The following is a 17,305-nucleotide window of genomic DNA, read 5'->3' as shown; positions in this document are numbered from 1 at the left end:
GTCTTGATGTTGAAGGCGGCCGCCAGGTGTTCGGCGTCGGAATCGCTCACGCCCTGCAGGGCGGCGACGGGGGCGCCTGCCAGTTCTTCGATCGGTTTCGTCTCGTACGCCTTGTCGAACTTGCTCTCGATTCCTGCCATCGTTACCTCCAGAGGTTCGAAAACGGGACACCGGCCCGACCGTTCGCGCCGGCCTCAGAACAGTCAATACCCGTCCGCCGTCGCTGTGGGCGGTTCCGCGGAATCGCTTCGCCGAGTGTCATGGCCCGTGTGCGACTCCCTAGACTGGTCGGCACATCGTCGATCCAAGGGGAGCTTTCTTCGTGAGTACCGTTTCGGCCCGCGCAGCGGTCCACCATCCGTCGTGTGGGTCGCCGGCGTGCGCATAGTCTTCGCCGGAACCCCCGAGCCCGCCGTTCCCTCACTCGAGCGACTGATCCGTTCGCCGCGCCACGACGTCGTGGCGGTGATCACGCGTCCCGACGCGGTCGCCGGACGTGGACGTAAGGTGGTCCGCTCACCGATCGGCGCGCTCGCCGACTTCCACGGCATCGAGGTGCTCACCCCGGAGCGGCCCACGGAACCGGAGTTCCTGGCGCGCCTCACGGACCTCGCACCCGACTGCGCGCCCGTCGTCGCCTACGGGGCGCTGCTGCCGCAGAAGGTGCTCGACATCCCGGCCCACGGCTGGGTGAACCTGCACTTCTCGCTGTTGCCGGCGTGGCGCGGGGCCGCCCCCGTGCAGGCCGCGATCGGCGCGGGCGACGACATGACGGGTGCGAGCGCGTTCCGGTTGGAGGCGGGGATGGACACCGGCCCGGTCTACGGGGTGGTCACCGAGCGGATCCGCGACACCGACACCGCGGGCGACCTCCTCGGACGCCTCGCTGACAGCGGCGCCGTGCTCCTGGAGTCGGTCCTCGACGGGATCGAGGACGGCGCGATCACCGCGGTCCCGCAACCGGCCGAGGGGGTCTCGCACGCCGCCAAGGTGACGGTCGAGGCGGCTCGGATCCGGTGGGACAGAACGGCTGCGGTGGTGGACCGGCACGTCCGGTCGGTGACCCCCGCGCCCGGCGCCTGGACGACGATCGGTGATCTGCGCGTCAAGGTCGGCCCGGTCACCGTGACGGACGAGCGACTGGAGCCGGGGGAGATCTCCGTGACCAAGTCCGGATTTCTGATCGGGACGTCCACGGTGGCGGTGCGGCTCGACCGCGTCCAGCCGCAGGGCAAGAAACAGATGGCCGCCCTGGACTGGGCGCGAGGCGCACGACTCGACGCGGAGGTACGGGCACAGTGAGCGAATCCAGAAGGCCCGCACGTCGCGGCCAGTCCGGCTCGGGGGGCCGCATCAACCGCCCCCGTCAGGCGCGCCGCCCCGACGCGTCCCAGTCCGGACTCGACCAGCCACGGCTCGCCGCGAGGGACGTGCTGCGCGCCGTCCGGGAACGCGACGCCTACGCCAACCTCGTCCTGCCCGGGCTGTTGCGTGAGCGGCGCCTGGACGGACGCGACGCCGCCCTCGCCACGGAACTGGCCTACGGCGCCGCCCGTGCCCGAGGGCTCCTCGACGCCGTGATCGCTGACTGCGCGGGCAGGCCGATCGCCGAGATCGACGGACCGCTCCTCGACGTTCTCCAATTGGGCGCCTACCAGCTGCTGCGCACCCGCGTCGCCCCGCACGCCGCCGTCGCCACCTCCGTCGACCTGGTCCGTGCGGAGGCCGGTCCGGGGAAGGCGGGGTTCGTCAACGCCGTGCTGCGCCGGGTGTCGGAGCGGTCGGAGGCGGAGTGGGTGGAGCGTCTCGCCCCGGCCGACCCGGTGGGCCGGCTGGCGTTCGAGCACGCGCACCCCACGTGGATCGCGCAGGTGTTCGCGGACGCGCTCGGCGCCGACGCCGGGGAACTCGAGGACGTGCTCGTCGCCGACGACGCGCGGCCCGCGGTGCATCTCGTCGCCCGCCCGGGGGAGATCTCGTCGGAGGAACTCGCGCTCGCCACCGGCGGCGAGGTGGGCCGGTACTCGCCGTATGCCGTCTACCTGGACGGCGGCGACCCGGGTCTGCTCGACGCGGTCCGCGAGGGACTCGCCGGAGTGCAGGACGAGGGCAGCCAGCTCGTCGCCCGGGCACTGTCGCTGGCGCCGCTGGACGGCCCGGACACCGGCCGGTGGCTCGACCTGTGCGCGGGCCCCGGCGGCAAGGCCGCCCTGCTCGGCGCGCTCGCCGGGATCGAGGGCGGGCGTCTCGACGCCGTGGAGCCCGTGGCGCACCGTGCGGACCTGATCCGCAAGACGACGAAGGAACTTCCGGTCGACGTGCACGTCGCCGACGGCCGCGATCCCGGGCTGGAGGGCGGGTTCGACCGCATCCTGGTCGACGCGCCGTGCACCGGACTGGGTGCGCTGCGCCGACGTCCGGAGGCGCGGTGGCGCCGGCAGCCGTCGGACGTGGCGGGGCTCGCGAAACTGCAGCGGGAACTCCTCGCGTCGGCCGCCGAGCTGGTTCGCCCGGGTGGCGTGATCCTGTACGCGACATGTTCGCCGCACCTGTCCGAGACGGTGGCCGTGGTCGCGGACGCGGTGCGGCGCCACGGGCTCACGGCGCTCGACACGCGTGAGCTCGTTCCCGGGGTGCCGGGTCTGGGGGACGGTCCGAGCGTCCAGCTCTGGCCGCACCGGCAGGGGACCGACGCGATGTTCATGGCCGCGTTGCGCAAGCCCTAGGCGGTCGCCTTCCCGCTGCCCGGTCCTCCGCCCGACACTCGGTAGAACCTGTTTCACTTTTTACTGTGAAACGTGTTCTAATTCTTCTCGCGACAGAGACGTACGTCACGAAGCGAGTGGAGGACTTCAGATGAATCGGGTAGCGGGGAAGGTCGTTCTGATCACCGGAGCGGCGCGGGGCCAGGGTCGTAGTCATGCGGTGCATCTCGCCGACGAGGGCGCCGACATCATCGCCTTCGACCTCTGCGAGGACATCGCATCCAACGAGTACCCGCTGGCCACCGAGGCCGACCTCGCGGAGACGGGACGGCTCGTCGAAAAGGCGGGGCGCCGCGTCGTCACCGCCAAGGTGGACGTGCGCGACCGGGCGGCGCTGCGCCGCGAACTCGACGCCGCGGTCGCGACGCTGGGACGGCTCGACGTCGTGGTCGCCAACGCGGGAATCGCGCCCCTCGGGAACGACGTGCCCGTCGAGGGTTTCGTCGATGCGTTCGACGTCGACTTCGTCGGTGTGATCAACACGATTCACTCGGCCCTCCCGCACCTGGACGCCGGCGCGTCGATCATCGCGACGGGGTCGGTGGCCGGGCTGGTCCCGCAGACCGGCCTGAACGGCCAGCAGGCCCTGCAGGGGCCGGGCGGCGACGGCTACGGCCTCGCCAAGAAGATGCTGTGGACGTACACCAACTCGCTCGCGCTCACCCTGGGCCCGAAGTCCATCCGCGTCAATGCGATCCACCCCACCAACTGCAACACGGACATGCTGCAGAGCCCCCCGATGTTCCGCACGTTCCGCCCCGACCTCGAAAACCCGACCGCCGAGGACGCGAAGGTCACGTTCCCGTTCATGCAGGCGATGCCCACCCCGTGGGTCGAACCCGAGGACATCTCGCACGCGGTGGTGTTCCTGTCGTCCGACGAGTCCCGGTTCGTCACCGGTCAGCAACTCCGGGTCGATGCGGGGGCGGGCCTCAAGCTCGGCGTCTGACGCCGATCCGATGAGGGTCCGGGCCGGTGTGCGGGCGCCGACCCGTCAGATCTGGTCGAACTGCCTGCGCAGCTTCGCCGGGGCCTTGATCCGCCAGGCGTCCCGCAGCAACTCGGTCAGCTGCGGGACGTCGATGTTCTCGAGGTCCACGAGGATCGAACCGTGGCCGTCGTAGTGCGCGGTGGTGTAGAACGGCGCGCCCTCGGCGAGCAGGGCCGCCTTCTCGTCGAGGTCGCACATCACCACCAGGCCGCCGTCCGACTCGGCCCGCAACCGGGCGAGCAACTTGCCCGCCACCTTCAGTGCCGGGGTGTTGTACGAGGTGCTCTCCTGCACCTCCGGCAGAGACGCACCGATCGCCACGACGTCCGTCCAGGTCGGCATGCGCCCAGTATGGACCGCGTGACCCGGCCCCCACACGCGTACGACTAAACTTCGGCGCGTGGCAACCCCGATGATCGCACCGTCCATTCTGTCTGCCGATTTCGCGCGTCTCGCCGAGGAGGCGGACGCGGTCGCCGGTGCCGACTGGCTGCACGTCGACGTGATGGACGCGCATTTCGTGCCCAACCTGACCCTCGGCCTCCCCGTCGTGACGAGTCTCCTCGCGGCGACGGACATCCCGCTCGACTGCCACCTCATGATCGACGACCCCGGCCGCTGGGCGCCGCCCTACGCGGAGGCCGGCGCGCACAACGTCACGTTCCACGCCGAGGCGACCGACGACCCCCGGTCCGTCGCCCGGGACATCCGCGCCGCAGGCGCCAAGGCCGGCCTCAGCGTCAAGCCCGGCACGCCGATCGAGCCGTACCTGGAAATCCTGAAGGACTTCGACACACTCCTCGTCATGAGCGTCGAACCCGGCTTCGGTGGTCAGTCGTTCATCCCGGAGGTCCTGTCGAAGGCGAAGGCCGTCCGCCGCCTCGTCGACTCGGGTGAGCTGCGGCTGGTCGTGGAGATCGACGGCGGCATCAACGCCGACACCGTCGAGGCCGCCGCCGAAGCCGGCGTCGACTGCTTCGTCGCCGGCTCCGCCGTCTACGGCACGAGCGATCCCGCGGAGGCCGTGCGCGCGCTGCGGGCCAGCGCCGCGAAGGCGTCGCCGCACCTGAGCCTGTCGCGGTAGCGGCACCCGGCACATCGTGAACCCCCACGTGCGGCACGAGAATTCGGCTGCGGACCTCGACGCCGCGATGCAGATCGCGATCGGCGCCGCGGAGTCGGCGCGCGGATTCACCAGCCCGAACCCGGCGGTCGGCGCGGTGGTCCTCGACGCCGCCGGGCGCATCGCCGGCGTCGGGATGACGCAGCCGCCGGGCGGCCCCCACGCGGAGGTCGTCGCGCTGCGGGAGGCGGGGGACGCCGCCCGCGGCGGCACCGCCGTCGTCACGTTGGAACCGTGCAACCACCACGGCCGCACCGGGCCGTGCTCGCGGGCGCTCCTCGACGCCGGTGTGGTCGCCGTGCACTACGCGGTGGGCGACCCGAACCCGGAGGCCGCGGGCGGCGCCGAGACCCTCGTCTCCGCGGGCGTCGAAGTGACGTCCGGTCTGCGCGCGCAGGACGTCGAACGCGGCCCGCTCCGGGCCTGGCTGCACCGGCAGCGCACCGGACGACCGCACGTGACCTGGAAGTACGCGGCCACCCTGGACGGGCGCAGCGCGGCCGCCGACGGCACCAGTCAGTGGATCACCGGCCCCGAGGCGCGCGAACGCGTGCACGCCGACCGCGCGAAACTCGATGCGATCGTGGTCGGGACGGGGACGGTGCTGGCCGACGACCCGCGCCTGACGGCCCGGACGCCCGACGGGTCGCTCGCGGCGCACCAGCCGGTGCGCGTCGTCGTCGGACTCGGCGACATCCCGCCCGGCGCCCGCGTCCTCGACGACTCGGCGCCCACGCTGGTGCTGCGCACCCGGGACGTGGACGAGGTCCTCGCCGCGCTCGCCGACTACACCGACGTGCTGCTCGAGGGCGGGCCCCGGCTGGCGGGCGCGTTCCTCGCCGCGGGCCGGGTCGACCGCATCCAGGCGTACCTCGCCCCGCTGGTCCTCGGTGCGGGTGCGTCCGCGGTGTCGGAGGYGGGTGTGCAGACGATCGACGGCGCCCTGCGGTTCCGGCACGAGTCGGTCGAAACAATCGGCCCCGATCTGTTGTTGAGTCTGGTTCCAGCAGTGTCCGAAAACCCTGACAGTCACCGAACGTAGGAGAAGCCACAGTGTTCACCGGGATCGTCGAAGAGTTGGGTGAGATCGTCGCCAAGGAGGAACTGGCCGATGCCGCACGGTTCACCGTGCGTGGTCCGGTCGTGACTTCCGATGCGTCGCATGGCGATTCGATCGCGGTGAACGGTGTGTGCCTGACCGTCGTCGAGGTGCTCGCCGACGGCTCCTTCACCGCGGACGTCATGCAGGAGACGCTGAACCGGTCGAGTCTGGAGAAGATCGACGTGGGCAGCCGCGTCAACCTGGAGCGGGCCGCCGCGCTGAACAGCCGCCTCGGCGGCCACCTCGTCCAGGGCCACGTCGACGGCACCGGGCACATCATCAGCCGCAGCCCGTCCGAGAACTGGGAGGTCGTGCGCATCGCCCTTCCGGACGCCATCTCCCGGTACGTCGTGGAGAAGGGTTCGATCACGGTCGACGGTGTGTCGCTGACGGTGTCGGCGCTCGGCGGGGAACGCGGCGCCGAATACTTCGAGATCTCGCTCATCCCGACCACGCTGCAACTGACCACGCTCGGGGCGGCGTCCGTCGGGACGCCCGTCAACCTCGAGGTCGACGTGATCGCGAAGTATGTGGAGCGGCTGCAAGCGGCCGGCCGCTGAGTCGTACTGTTGAGGAGCATCCCACGGATGCATCCGTTGTATTCGAAGATGCGTCAGTCAAGACTTTGGAGACCGAGCACGTGACCAGGTTCGACACTATCGAGCGCGCCGTTGCGGATATCGCCGCAGGCAAGGCTGTCGTCGTCGTCGACGACGAAGACCGCGAGAACGAGGGAGACCTCATCTTCGCCGCGGAGAAAGCCACCCCCGAGTTGGTTGCCTTCATGGTTCGATACACCTCCGGCTACCTTTGTGTGCCGCTCGACGGCGCCGACTGCGACCGCCTCGGCCTGCCCCCCATGTACGCCACCAACCAGGACAAGCACGGCACCGCGTACACCGTCACCGTCGACGCCCGCGAGGGCATCGGCACCGGCATCTCCGCGTCCGACCGCGCCGCCACCATGCGGTTGCTGGCCGACCCGGCCAGCGGCGCCCAGGACTTCACCCGCCCCGGCCACGTCGTGCCGCTGCGGGCCAAGGAGGGCGGCGTGCTGCGCCGTCCCGGTCACACCGAGGCCGCCGTCGACCTCGCCCGGATGGCCGACCTGCGTCCCGCAGGCGTGATCTGCGAGATCGTCAGCCAGAAGGACGAGGGCCACATGGCCCAGACCGACGAGCTGCGGGTCTTCGCCGACGACCACAACCTCGCGCTGATCTCCATCGCCGACCTGATCGCGTGGCGCCGCAAGCACGAGAAGCACGTGGAGCGGGTCGCGTCCGCGCGCATCCCCACCCGGCACGGCGAGTTCACCGCAGTCGGGTACCGGAGCATCTACGACGACGTCGAGCACGTGGCCCTGGTCCGCGGCGACCTGCCCGGCCCGGACGGCGACGGCAGCGACGTGCTGGTGCGCGTGCACTCCGAGTGCCTCACCGGCGACGTGTTCGGTTCGCTGCGCTGCGACTGCGGTCCCCAGCTCGACGCCGCCCTGGACATGGTCGCGCAGGAGGGCCGCGGGGTGGTCCTGTACATGCGCGGGCACGAGGGCCGCGGCATCGGCCTGATGCACAAGCTGCAGGCCTACCAGCTGCAGGACGCCGGCTCGGACACCGTCGACGCCAACCTCGAGCTCGGCCTGCCCGCCGACGCCCGCGACTACGGCATCGGCGCTCAGATCCTGGTCGACCTGGGCATCTCCTCGATGCGGCTGCTCACCAACAACCCGGCCAAGCGCGTCGGACTCGACGGCTACGGGCTGCAGATCACCGAGCGGGTGTCCATGCCGCTGCGGGCGAACGCCGAGAACCTGACGTACCTGCGCACCAAGCGCGACCGCATGGGCCACGACCTGATCGGGCTCGACGACTTCGAAGCGGGGGAGATGCTGTGAGCGGCGAGGGACTGCCGGAGCTGCAACTCGGGGAGGCCGGCGACCTCCGGCTCGCCATCGTCGCAGGCAGCTGGCACGCCGAGATCTCGGAGGCGCTGATCGCCGGCGCGCAGCGGGTGGCCGCCGAGGCGAACGTGAAGAACGTGACGCTGGTCCGCGTCGCGGGCGCCATCGAACTGCCCGTGGTCGCGCAGGCGCTCGCCCGCAGCCACGACGCCGTCGTCGCGCTCGGTGTCGTGATCCGCGGCGGGACCCCGCACTTCGAATACGTCTGCGACGCCGTCACGGCCGGTCTGACCCGGGTCTCGCTGGACGAAAGCACCCCGGTCGGGAACGGTGTGCTCACCACGGACACCGAGCAGCAGGCCGTCGACCGCAGCGGCCTGCCCGGAGCCGTCGAGGACAAGGGCGGGCAGGCATGCGCGGCCGCACTCGACACCGCCGTCACGTTGGCGCGGCTGCGCCGGGCCGAGGAGTCCTTCGCATGATCCGGATCCACCCGTGACCACCCCCGAATCCGAGTGGACTCTCGTCGCGAAGCCACGCAAGTCCCGCCGCTACGCGATCGGGGTGGCGGTCCTGCTCGTGGTCGTGCACGTGACGTTCGCGATCCTGTTGCGCGGCGATTCGACGGGCGTGTACTTCCGGCTCGCCGACCAGTTGGCGTTCGCGGGCATCGGCTGCCTCTTCGCGGCCGCCGTCCTGCTGCTGACCCGCCCGCGGGTGCGCATCGGGCCCCGCGGCATCGGCGTGCGCAACGTGCTCGGTGAGCGGATCGTCGACTGGGACCTGTACGAGGGGCTGTCCTTCCCGGACGGCGCGGCGTGGGCCCGGATCGAGCTGCCCGACGACGAGTACCTGGCCGTGATGGCCATCCAGTCGAACGATCGCGAGTACGCCGTGGACGCCGTCGACCGGTTCCGCGCGCTCGCGTCGGAGTACGCGCCGTCCTGACCGGCGGCCACCCCTCCGCGACGCCGCGGATGCGGGGTTGGTCGGTGGCGCCGACTAACGTGGAGGGGTGCCCGATCCTTCGACATATCGCCCCGCGACCGGAACGATTCCGGTCGACCCTGGGGTGTACAAGTTCCGCGATCCGCACGGCCGGGTCATCTATGTCGGGAAGGCGAAGAGTCTTCGATCACGGCTGAATTCCTATTTCGCCGACGTCTCGACGCTGCACCCGCGCACCCGCCAGATGGTGACCACGGCCGGCAGCGTCGAGTGGACCGTGGTGAGCACCGAGGTCGAGGCGCTTCAGCTCGAATACAACTGGATCAAGGAATTCGATCCCCGGTTCAACGTCCGCTACCGCGACGACAAGACGTACCCGGTTCTCGCGGTCACCCTGAACGAGGAGTACCCGCGGCTGTTCGTCTACCGCGGCCCGCGGCGCAAGGGTGTCCGCTACTTCGGCCCCTACTCGCACGCGTGGGCCATCCGCGAAACCCTCGACCTGCTGCTGCGGGTGTTCCCCGCCCGCACCTGCTCGGCAGGGGTGTTCAAGCGGCACAACCAGATCGGCCGGCCCTGCCTGCTCGGCTACATCGACAAGTGCTCCGCGCCGTGCGTCGGACGCGTGTCCGCGGCCGAACACCGCAAGATCGTCGAGGACTTCTGCGACTTCCTGTCGGGGCGCACCGACAAGCTGGTCCGGCAGCTCGAGGCCCGGATGCAGCAGGCGTCCGAGGAACTCGACTTCGAGACGGCGGCGCGACTGCGCGACGACGTGGGCGCGTTGCGGCGGGCGCTCGAGAAGCAGGCCGTCGTGCTCGGCGACGGCACCGACGCCGACGTCGCCGCATTCGCGACCGACGAACTCGAGGCCGCGGTCCAGGTGTTCCACGTCCGGGGCGGCCGCGTCCGCGGGCAGCGCGGCTGGGTGGTCGAGAAGGCCGGCGACGTCATCGACTGGGCCAGCGTCGATTCCGAGGCGGGCTCGGACCTGCCGTTGCTCGTCGAGCAGTTCCTCACCCAGTTCTACGGCGAGCAGGCGGCGCTGTCGGGCGCGGCCGACCAGGAGGCGGGCAGCGGCGGGGTGCCGCGGGAGGTGCTGGTGCCGGTGCTGCCGCCGGACGCCGAGCAGGTGCAGGAATGGCTCAGCGGTCTCCGCGGTTCCGCCGTCCGTCTCCGGGTGCCCCAGCGCGGCGACAAGAAGGCGCTCGCCGAGACCGTGCAGCGCAACGCGATGGAGGCGCTGCAACAGCACAAGCTGCGCCGCGCCGGAGACTTCACGTCGCGGTCGGCGGCCCTGCAGGGCATCCAGGAGGCCCTCGACCTGGATTCGGCGCCGCTGCGCATCGAGTGCGTCGACATCAGCCACGTGCAGGGCACCGACGTGGTGGCCTCCCTCGTCGTCTTCGAGGACGGGCTGCCGCGCAAGTCCGACTACCGGCACTACGCCATCAAGGAGGCCGCCGGCGACGGCCGCTCGGACGACGTCGCCAGCATCGCCGAGGTGACCCGGCGCCGGTTCCTCCGGCACAACCGTGACGTCGGGGTGCTGCGCGCGGAAGCGGCCGGGACGGACGCCGACCAGGTGTCCGGCGGCGACGGCGGCGACCTCGCCCCCGAGGCGGCGATCGACCCGCAGACCGGCAGGCCGCGGCGGTTCGCGTACCCACCGAACCTGTTCGTCGTCGACGGCGGCGCCCCGCAGGTGGCCGCGGCCTCGGCGGTGCTCGACGAACTGGGCATCACCGACGTCGCCGTGATCGGGCTGGCCAAGCGGCTCGAGGAGGTGTGGGTGCCGGGGGAGGAGGACCCGGTGATCCTCCCGCGCACCAGCGAGTCGCTGTACCTGCTGCAGCGGGTGCGGGACGAGGCGCACCGCTTCGCGATCACGTTCCACCGCAGCAAACGGTCCCGCCGGATGACGGCCTCCGCACTCGACTCGGTCCGCGGTCTCGGCGACACCCGCCGCAAGGCCCTGGTGACGCACTTCGGCTCCGTCGCCAAACTCAAACAGGCCTCCGTCGAGGAGATCACCGCCGTGCCCGGCATCGGAACGGCCACGGCGAAGGCGGTACTCACCGCTCTCGGGGCGGAGGAACCGTCTGCGGACGTCGTGGGAGTGGGGGATGATGAAGCAGATCGGAACGGGCCGGGCACGGCAGAACGCAACGGCGCGGACCTACCCCGCGAACCGGTAGGACAGCACGGCCCGGCAGCACAGAGCGCATCGCAACGGACAGGTGTCGAGTGAACGAGCAGCACGCGCAGAGCGACCGTCCGCCCACGGTTCGGCCGATGGACTTCCTTCTCGTCACCGGGCTCTCCGGGGCGGGTCTGCAGACGGCGGCGAAGGTCCTCGAGGACCTCGGGTGGTACGTCGCGGACAACCTTCCCCCGGAACTGATCTCCCGGATGGTGGATCTGAGCCTGGAATCCGATTCGCGGCTCGAGCGGCTCGCCGTCGTCATCGACGTGCGCAGCCGGTTGTTCACCGGCGACCTCGGCTGGGTCCTCACCGAACTGGAGAGCAAGCCCGTGCACACGCGGGTGCTGTACCTCGACGCGTCGGACGAGGTCCTGGTCCGCCGATTCGAACAGGTCCGCCGCAGTCACCCGCTGTCCGGCGGGGGCGCCGAGGGCACCCTGTCGGAGGGCATCGCCGCCGAGCGCGACCAGCTCGCGAAGGTGAAGGCCGCCGCGGATCTGGTGATCGACACGTCGTCCCTCGCCGCGCACCAGTTGCGGCAGAAGATCGAGGACGCGTTCGGCGACGCCGAGAACCGCACCATGCAGGTAACAGTCCAGTCGTTCGGTTTCAAGTACGGTCTTCCGATGGACGCCGATCTCGTCTGCGACGTCCGGTTCCTGCCCAACCCGCACTGGATCCCCGAGTTGCGTCCGCACACCGGGCAGAACGCGGACGTGCGGGACTACGTGTTGTCGCAGGACGGTGCGGACGACTATCTCGCCACGTACCACCACCTGCTGGATCTGACGATCGCCGGATATCGTCGGGAGGGGAAGCGCTACATGACCATCGCGGTGGGATGCACCGGGGGGAAACATCGCAGCGTCGCGATGTCGGAGGCCCTGGCGGGCCGGCTCGGAAAGGACTCCGGGCTGAACGTGCGTGTCGTCCATCGTGATCTGGGGCGCGAATGAGGCCGGTGCGCCAGGCGCCCGCGATCGTCGCGCTCGGCGGGGGCCACGGGCTGTTCGCCACCCTCAGCGCCGCCCGCAGGCTCAGCCGTGACGTGACCGCCGTCGTCACCGTCGCGGACGACGGCGGATCCTCGGGACGGCTGCGGGCCGAACTCGGCGTCATCCCGCCCGGGGATCTGCGGATGGCGCTCGCCGCGCTCGCCGCGGACGACCCCGAGGTGCAGGACTGGACCGACACCATCCAGCACCGATTCGGCGGAATCGGCGCCCTCGCCGGACACTCGGTGGGCAATCTCATCCTCGCCGGTCTCACCGAGGTGCTCGGCGACCCCGTCGCCGCGCTCGACGAACTCGCCCGGCTGCTGCGGATCGACGGGCGGGTGCTGCCGATGTCGCCGATCGCCCTGGACATCGAGGCCGACGTGCAGGGCCTCGAGGCGGACCCCCGGGTCAGCCGCTGCATCCGCGGTCAGGTCGCGGTCGCGACCACCCCCGGCAAGGTGCGCCGCGTGCGGTTGCTGCCGGCGAATCCGCCCGCCTGCCCGGACGCGGTCCGGGCGATCGACGTCGCCGACATGGTCGTCCTCGGCCCCGGGTCGTGGTTCTCCAGTGTCATCCCGCACGTTCTCGTGCCCGAACTCCTCGACACGCTGATCGCCACCCCCGCGCGGAAGGTGCTGGTACTCAACCTGGCTCCGGAACCCGGCGAGACCGCGGGATTCTCCACCGAGCGTCATCTGCACGTACTGTCCCAACACGCACCCGAACTCACCGTCGACTTCGTCGTCGTCGATTCGGGTTCGGTTCCACCGGGGCGCGAGCGCGAGCACCTCGCCCGCGCCGCCGGACAGTTCCGGGCACGCGTCGTCTACGCCGACGTGTCCGAGCACGGCACCCACACGCACCATGCAGGAAAACTTGCGTCCGTTCTCGAACAGCTCTGGAGCGACCCCGATGCGGGGTCTCGGGGGAGCGAAGCGGCCGAGACACCAGAGGAAAGGGAGAGCGCTTCGTGGCAATGACAGCAGAGGTCAAAGACGAACTCAGTCGTCTCGTCGTCACTCACGTGAGTTGCCGGAAGGCCGAGGTCTCGTCGCTGCTGCGGTTCGCCGGGGGATTGCACATCGTCGGCGGCCGGGTCGTGGTCGAGGCGGAAGTGGATCTGGGGTCCACGGCCCGCCGGTTGCGGCGCGAGATCTTCGACCTGTTCACCTACAGCGCCGACGTCCACGTCCTCAGCGCGGGCGGGCTGCGCAAGTCGTCCCGGTACATCGTGCGGGTCGCGAAGGAGGGGGAGGCCCTCGCCCGCCAGACCGGGCTGCTGGACCTGCGGGGACGCCCCGTGCGCGGGCTTCCCGCGCAGGTCGTCGGCGGTAGCGTCGCCGACGCGGAAGCCGCGTGGCGCGGTGCGTTCCTGGCGCACGGTTCACTGACCGAGCCGGGACGCTCGTCCGCGCTCGAGGTTTCCTGCCCCGGCCCGGAAGCGGCGCTCGCCCTCGTCGGGGCGGCGCGCAGGCTGGGCATCTCCGCGAAGGCCCGCGAGGTCCGCGGCACCGACCGCGTCGTGATCCGCGACGGCGAGGCCATCGGCGCGCTGCTCACCCGGATGGGAGCCCAGGACACCCGCCTCGTGTGGGAGGAACGGCGCATGCGCCGGGAGGTCCGTGCCACCGCCAACCGGCTCGCCAACTTCGACGACGCCAACCTGCGCCGCTCCGCGCGTGCCGCGGTCGCGGCCGCGGCACGCGTCGAGCGGGCCCTCGACATCCTCGGTGACGAGGTCCCCGACCACCTGGCGGCCGCGGGGCACCTGCGGGTGGAGCACCGGCAGGCGTCCCTCGAGGAACTCGGCCAGCTCGCCGACCCGCCGATGACGAAGGACGCCGTGGCAGGCCGCATCCGGCGACTGCTGTCGATGGCGGACCGCAAGGCGAAGGAGACCGGCATCCCGGACACCGAGTCGGCCGTCACCGCAGACCTTCTCGACGACGCCTGACCGGACGAACGGGACGCTCGTCGCGTCAGATCGAACGAGCGTCCCGTTCGTTCCGGTCGGGGCGGCCCGGCGGAGGGCGCCCCGAGGTGACTGCGCGCGCGCGTGGCTCGCGCACTAGGGTAAGAACCACATCGACCGATGAAACCCGCGCCGGCCACCCGTCGGTGGTGTCGTAGCGGCGCGGGAGCAGAGCTGCACAACCAGAATCATGCGCAAAGGAGCAGATTGTGACTGTCCGGGTAGGCGTAAACGGTTTCGGCCGTATCGGACGTAACTTCTTCAGGGCGGTGGATGCGCAGAAGGCGCTCGGAACCACCGACATCGAGATTGTGGCGGTCAACGACCTCACGGACAACGCTTCGCTGGCGCATCTCCTGAAGTACGACTCCATCCTTGGTCGTCTCCCGCACGACGTCTCGCTCGAGGGTGAAGACACCATCGTCGTCGGAAGCCAGAAGATCAAGGCGCTCGCCATCAAGGAAGGCCCCGCGGCGCTTCCCTGGGGCGACCTGGGCGTCGACGTCGTCGTCGAGTCCACCGGCATCTTCACCGACGCAGCCAAGGCGAAGGGCCACCTCGAGGCCGGCGCCAAGAAGGTCATCATCTCCGCCCCGGCCAAGGGCGAGGACATCACCATCGTGATGGGCGTCAACGACGACAAGTACGACGGCAGCCAGAACATCATCTCCAACGCCTCCTGCACCACGAACTGCCTCGGTCCCATCGCCAAGGTGCTCGACGACGAGTTCGGTATCGTCAAGGGCCTCATGACGACGGTCCACGCGTACACCCAGGACCAGAACCTGCAGGACGGCCCGCACAGCGACCTGCGTCGCGCCCGCGCCGCCGCGCTGAACGTGGTCCCCACCGGAACCGGTGCCGCCAAGGCCATCGGCCTGGTCCTCCCGCAGCTGCTCGGCAAGCTGGACGGCTACGCGCTGCGCGTCCCGATCCCCACGGGTTCGGTCACCGACCTCACCGCGAACCTGCGGAAGTCGGCCAGCGTCGAGGACATCAACGCCGCGATGAAGGCTGCCGCCGAGGGACCGCTCAAGGGCATCCTGAAGTACACGGACGCCCCGATCGTGTCGTCCGACATCGTCACCGACCCGCACAGCTCGATTTTCGACTCCGGCCTCACCAAGGTCATCGAGGATCAGGCCAAGATCGTGTCCTGGTACGACAACGAGTGGGGTTACTCCAACCGTCTGGCCGACCTCATCGGTCTCGTCGCCAAGTCTCTCTGAGCGAAGGTCCGGTATAACAGTGGCAGTTCAGACTCTCGACGATCTGCTGAACGCTGGGGTCGAAGGGCGTGCCGTGCTGGTGCGCTCCGACCTCAACGTTCCGCTCGACGGTGACCGGATCACAGATCCCGGGCGCATCCTCGCTTCCGCGCCGACGCTGAAGGCGTTGGCGGAGGCGGGCGCCAAGGTCATCGTCACCGCCCATCTGGGTCGCCCCAAGGGCGAACCCGACCCGCAGTACTCCCTCGCACCGGTGGCGGTGAAACTCGCCGAGGTGCTGGGGCGCAACGTCCAGCTCGCCGGCGACGTCGTCGGCCAGGACGCGCTGGCACGCGCGGAGGGACTCACCGACGGCGACGTCCTCCTGCTGGAGAACATCCGCTTCGACCCGCGGGAGACCAGCAAGGACGAGGCCGAGCGGACGAAGCTCGCCAAGGCTCTGGTCGAACTGGTCGGCGACGACGGTGCGTTCGTGTCCGACGGGTTCGGTGTCGTGCACCGCGCGCAGGCGTCGGTGTACGAGGTCGCGAAGCTGCTCCCGCACTACGCGGGCAAGCTCGTCGACGCCGAGATCGAGGTGCTCGGCAAGCTCACCGAGGAGCCCGAGCGGCCGTACGCGGTCGTGCTCGGTGGATCCAAGGTGTCGGACAAGCTCGCGGTGATCGAGGCGCTGGCCCCCAAGGTCGACACCCTCGTCATCGGCGGCGGCATGTACTACACGTTCCTCGCGGCGCAGGGCGTCTCGGTCGGTAACTCGCTGTGCGAGGAATCGATGATCGACACGTGCAAGGCGCTGCTCGAGCAGTACGCCGACGTAATCCACATCCCGCAGGACGTGGTCATCGCCGATTCGTTCTCGGCCGACGCCGAATCGAAGATCGTCTCGGTGCTCGAGATCCCGGACGGCTGGATGGGACTCGACATCGGACCGCAGTCGGTTCGCCGGTTTGCGGCGATCCTGACCAGCGCGAAGACCGTGTTCTGGAACGGCCCGATGGGTGTGTTCGAGTTCGAGAAGTTCGCCGCGGGCACCAAGGGTGTCGCCGAGGCGATCATCGAGGCCACCGGCAAGGGCGCGTACAGCGTCGTCGGTGGCGGTGACTCCGCCGCGGCGGTGCGCCAGCTCGGTCTGCCCGAGGACGGGTTCTCGCACATCTCCACCGGTGGCGGCGCCTCCCTYGAGTACCTCGAGGGCAAGGAACTCCCCGGCATCGCAGTTCTGGAGGGCTGAGGCATGGCACGGAAGCCGCTGATCGCCGGCAACTGGAAGATGAATCTGAACCACCTCGAGGCCATCGCGCTGGTACAGAAGATCGCCTTCTCGCTCCCGGCGAAGTACTTCGACAAGGTCGACGTGACGGTGATCCCGCCGTTCACCGACATCCGCAGCGTGCAGACCCTCGTCGAGGGCGACAAGCTCCTGCTCACCTACGGTGCGCAGGACGTGTCGGCCCAGGATTCGGGCGCGTACACCGGCGAGATCAGCGGATCCATGCTGGCCAAGCTGGGCTGCACGTTCGTCGTCGTCGGGCACTCGGAGCGCCGGACCCTGCACGGTGAGGACAACGACACCGTGCTGGCCAAGACCAAGGCCGCGCTGAAGAACGGGCTCACTCCGATCGTCTGCATCGGTGAGGGCCTCGATATCCGCGAGGCAGGCGAGCACGTGGCCTACAACGTCGAGCAGTTGCGGGGCTCCCTCGCCGGACTGTCCGCCGATGACGTCGCCAAGGTCGTCATCGCGTACGAGCCGGTGTGGGCCATCGGCACCGGCCGGGTGGCCAGTGCCGCGGACGCGCAGGAAGTCTGCGCCGCGATCCGCGCCACGCTCGGCGAGCTGGCCTCGCCGGACGTCGCGTCCGGTGTCCGTGTTCTGTACGGCGGCAGCGTCAACGCGAAGAACGTCGGCGAGATCGTCGGTCAGACGGATGTGGACGGCGCCCTCGTGGGCGGCGCGTCACTGAAGGCCGACGAGTTCGCCACCCTGTCGGCGATCGCCGCGGGCGGACCTCTGCCGTAAGGCGCCTTMGGCGCTCGTGCGCCTTTCCGGTAGCGGTGGGTACCGGAAAGG

17 protein-coding genes are annotated in these 17,305 nt (G+C 70.3%); 16 read left to right on the top strand and 1 reads right to left on the bottom strand.

The genetic code is table 11. The features are described 5' to 3' along the window. Nucleotides 1-378 precede the first annotated feature (378 nt). The 3 genes from fmt to AC1DWT_RS42545 all read left to right on the top strand — a co-directional run bounded on the left by fmt (nucleotide 379) and on the right by AC1DWT_RS42545 (nucleotide 3,714). A complete protein-coding gene (fmt, locus tag AC1DWT_RS42555; protein WP_095861038.1) occupies nucleotides 379-1,302 on the top strand; it encodes a methionyl-tRNA formyltransferase in 924 nt (307 codons plus the stop codon). Beyond that, a complete protein-coding gene (locus AC1DWT_RS42550) occupies nucleotides 1,299-2,726 on the top strand; it encodes an RsmB/NOP family class I SAM-dependent RNA methyltransferase (protein WP_206015425.1) in 1,428 nt (475 codons plus the stop codon). Before fmt ends, AC1DWT_RS42550 begins: the two co-directional genes overlap by 4 nt. 130 nt (nucleotides 2,727-2,856) lie before the next feature. Continuing rightward, nucleotides 2,857-3,714: a mycofactocin-coupled SDR family oxidoreductase gene (locus tag AC1DWT_RS42545; RefSeq protein ID WP_206015426.1), complete on the top strand. Its 858-nt coding sequence runs from the start codon at nucleotides 2,857-2,859 to the stop codon at nucleotides 3,712-3,714. A 45-nt stretch (nucleotides 3,715-3,759) separates the two neighbouring features. On the opposite strand, the gene AC1DWT_RS42540 is transcribed toward AC1DWT_RS42545, so the two are convergent. Then, a complete protein-coding gene (locus AC1DWT_RS42540; RefSeq protein ID WP_095860621.1) occupies nucleotides 3,760-4,098 on the bottom strand; it encodes an MmcQ/YjbR family DNA-binding protein in 339 nt (112 codons plus the stop codon). Between the two features lie 58 nt (nucleotides 4,099-4,156). Between AC1DWT_RS42540 and rpe the strand changes: the two genes are divergently transcribed. The 13 genes from rpe to tpiA all read left to right on the top strand — a co-directional run bounded on the left by rpe (nucleotide 4,157) and on the right by tpiA (nucleotide 17,254). After that, nucleotides 4,157-4,840, top strand: coding sequence for a ribulose-phosphate 3-epimerase (rpe, locus tag AC1DWT_RS42535; RefSeq protein WP_072942121.1), 684 nt, complete (start codon nucleotides 4,157-4,159; stop codon nucleotides 4,838-4,840). Between the two features lie 28 nt (nucleotides 4,841-4,868). After that, nucleotides 4,869-5,921: a bifunctional diaminohydroxyphosphoribosylaminopyrimidine deaminase/5-amino-6-(5-phosphoribosylamino)uracil reductase RibD gene (gene ribD, locus AC1DWT_RS42530; RefSeq protein ID WP_477925331.1), complete on the top strand. Its 1,053-nt coding sequence runs from the start codon at nucleotides 4,869-4,871 to the stop codon at nucleotides 5,919-5,921. An 11-nt stretch (nucleotides 5,922-5,932) separates the two neighbouring features. Next, nucleotides 5,933-6,541, top strand: a complete 609-nt coding sequence (locus tag AC1DWT_RS42525; RefSeq protein WP_072942119.1) for a riboflavin synthase — start codon at nucleotides 5,933-5,935, stop codon at nucleotides 6,539-6,541. A gap of 80 nt (nucleotides 6,542-6,621) precedes the next feature. Further along, on the top strand, nucleotides 6,622-7,875 hold the full coding sequence (locus AC1DWT_RS42520) for a bifunctional 3,4-dihydroxy-2-butanone-4-phosphate synthase/GTP cyclohydrolase II (protein WP_072942447.1): 1,254 nt from the start codon (nucleotides 6,622-6,624) through the stop codon (nucleotides 7,873-7,875). Next, nucleotides 7,872-8,363: a 6,7-dimethyl-8-ribityllumazine synthase gene (gene ribH / locus AC1DWT_RS42515; protein ID WP_072942117.1), complete on the top strand. Its 492-nt coding sequence runs from the start codon at nucleotides 7,872-7,874 to the stop codon at nucleotides 8,361-8,363. Before AC1DWT_RS42520 ends, ribH begins: the two co-directional genes overlap by 4 nt. Before the next feature lie 13 nt (nucleotides 8,364-8,376). Then, on the top strand, nucleotides 8,377-8,829 hold the full coding sequence (locus AC1DWT_RS42510) for a PH domain-containing protein (RefSeq protein ID WP_072942116.1): 453 nt from the start codon (nucleotides 8,377-8,379) through the stop codon (nucleotides 8,827-8,829). A gap of 67 nt (nucleotides 8,830-8,896) precedes the next feature. Beyond that, a complete protein-coding gene (uvrC, locus tag AC1DWT_RS42505; RefSeq protein ID WP_072942114.1) occupies nucleotides 8,897-11,080 on the top strand; it encodes an excinuclease ABC subunit UvrC in 2,184 nt (727 codons plus the stop codon). Nucleotides 11,081-11,124: 44 nt separating this feature from the next. Then, on the top strand, nucleotides 11,125-11,991 hold the full coding sequence (gene rapZ, locus AC1DWT_RS42500; RefSeq protein ID WP_072942446.1) for an RNase adapter RapZ: 867 nt from the start codon (nucleotides 11,125-11,127) through the stop codon (nucleotides 11,989-11,991). Next, the gene (locus tag AC1DWT_RS42495) at nucleotides 11,988-13,013 is read left to right on the top strand and encodes a gluconeogenesis factor YvcK family protein (RefSeq protein ID WP_072942113.1); all 1,026 of its coding nucleotides are present in this window, start codon (nucleotides 11,988-11,990) and stop codon (nucleotides 13,011-13,013) included. Before rapZ ends, AC1DWT_RS42495 begins: the two co-directional genes overlap by 4 nt. Then, a complete protein-coding gene (gene whiA / locus AC1DWT_RS42490; protein WP_005262275.1) occupies nucleotides 13,004-13,987 on the top strand; it encodes a DNA-binding protein WhiA in 984 nt (327 codons plus the stop codon). The genes AC1DWT_RS42495 and whiA overlap by 10 nt, the downstream gene beginning before the upstream one ends. 227 nt (nucleotides 13,988-14,214) lie before the next feature. After that, nucleotides 14,215-15,234, top strand: a complete 1,020-nt coding sequence (gap, locus tag AC1DWT_RS42485) for a type I glyceraldehyde-3-phosphate dehydrogenase (protein WP_015890630.1) — start codon at nucleotides 14,215-14,217, stop codon at nucleotides 15,232-15,234. 19 nt (nucleotides 15,235-15,253) lie between these two features. Next, nucleotides 15,254-16,465, top strand: a complete 1,212-nt coding sequence (locus AC1DWT_RS42480; protein WP_072942111.1) for a phosphoglycerate kinase — start codon at nucleotides 15,254-15,256, stop codon at nucleotides 16,463-16,465. A 3-nt stretch (nucleotides 16,466-16,468) separates the two neighbouring features. Beyond that, nucleotides 16,469-17,254 carry a triose-phosphate isomerase gene (gene tpiA / locus AC1DWT_RS42475; RefSeq protein ID WP_206015427.1) on the top strand — a complete coding sequence of 262 codons (786 nt, stop codon included), beginning with the start codon at nucleotides 16,469-16,471 and terminating at the stop codon, nucleotides 17,252-17,254. Nucleotides 17,255-17,305: the final 51 nt, after the last annotated feature.

The sequence above is a fragment of the Rhodococcus sp. P4_B6 genome, from assembly GCF_056402215.1.
The sequence above is the reverse complement of the archived record's forward strand: the minus strand, read 5'-3'. Positions and strand labels throughout refer to the sequence as shown.

Coding starts and splice junctions, on each gene's coding strand:
- AC1DWT_RS42540 (WP_095860621.1), bottom strand. CDS start 4,098: ATGCCGACCTGGACGGACGTCGTGGCGATCGGTGCGTCTCTGCCGGAG.
- AC1DWT_RS42495 (WP_072942113.1), top strand. CDS start 11,988: ATGAGGCCGGTGCGCCAGGCGCCCGCGATCGTCGCGCTCGGCGGGGGC.
- rapZ (WP_072942446.1), top strand. CDS start 11,125: ATGGACTTCCTTCTCGTCACCGGGCTCTCCGGGGCGGGTCTGCAGACG.
- AC1DWT_RS42545 (WP_206015426.1), top strand. CDS start 2,857: ATGAATCGGGTAGCGGGGAAGGTCGTTCTGATCACCGGAGCGGCGCGG.
- tpiA (WP_206015427.1), top strand. CDS start 16,469: ATGGCACGGAAGCCGCTGATCGCCGGCAACTGGAAGATGAATCTGAAC.